Below are 288 nucleotides of genomic sequence, written 5' to 3' on the forward strand. Positions count from 1 at the left end.
GCTCCCTTTCTCATTTCGCAGTGCTACAATCCTAAAAGATTGGCGACGTCATTTATTGTTGTTGTAGCTCCCTTTCTCATTTCGCAGTGCTACAATAAACTCTGAATGCGTTGGAGTAAAAATGGCGTTGTAGCTCCCTTTCTCATTTCGCAGTGCTACAATAGTCGGTTTGAGCTTCAATTTATGGGACGTGTTGTAGCTCCCTTTCTCATTTCGCAGTGCTACAATACGGTACAGCCAAACATACAAGCGCGGCTTGTTGTAGCTCCCTTTCTCATTTCGCAGTGC

1 protein-coding gene is annotated in these 288 nt (G+C 44.8%); it reads right to left on the reverse strand.

The features are described 5' to 3' along the window. Positions 1-48 precede the first annotated feature (48 nt). The coding region (locus tag HMPREF2560_RS11355) for a hypothetical protein (protein WP_070873819.1) at positions 49-288 on the reverse strand (240 nt) is incomplete at its 5' end.

The sequence above is a fragment of the Neisseria sp. HMSC078H04 genome (assembly GCF_001838135.1).
Classification (GTDB): domain Bacteria; phylum Pseudomonadota; class Gammaproteobacteria; order Burkholderiales; family Neisseriaceae; genus Neisseria.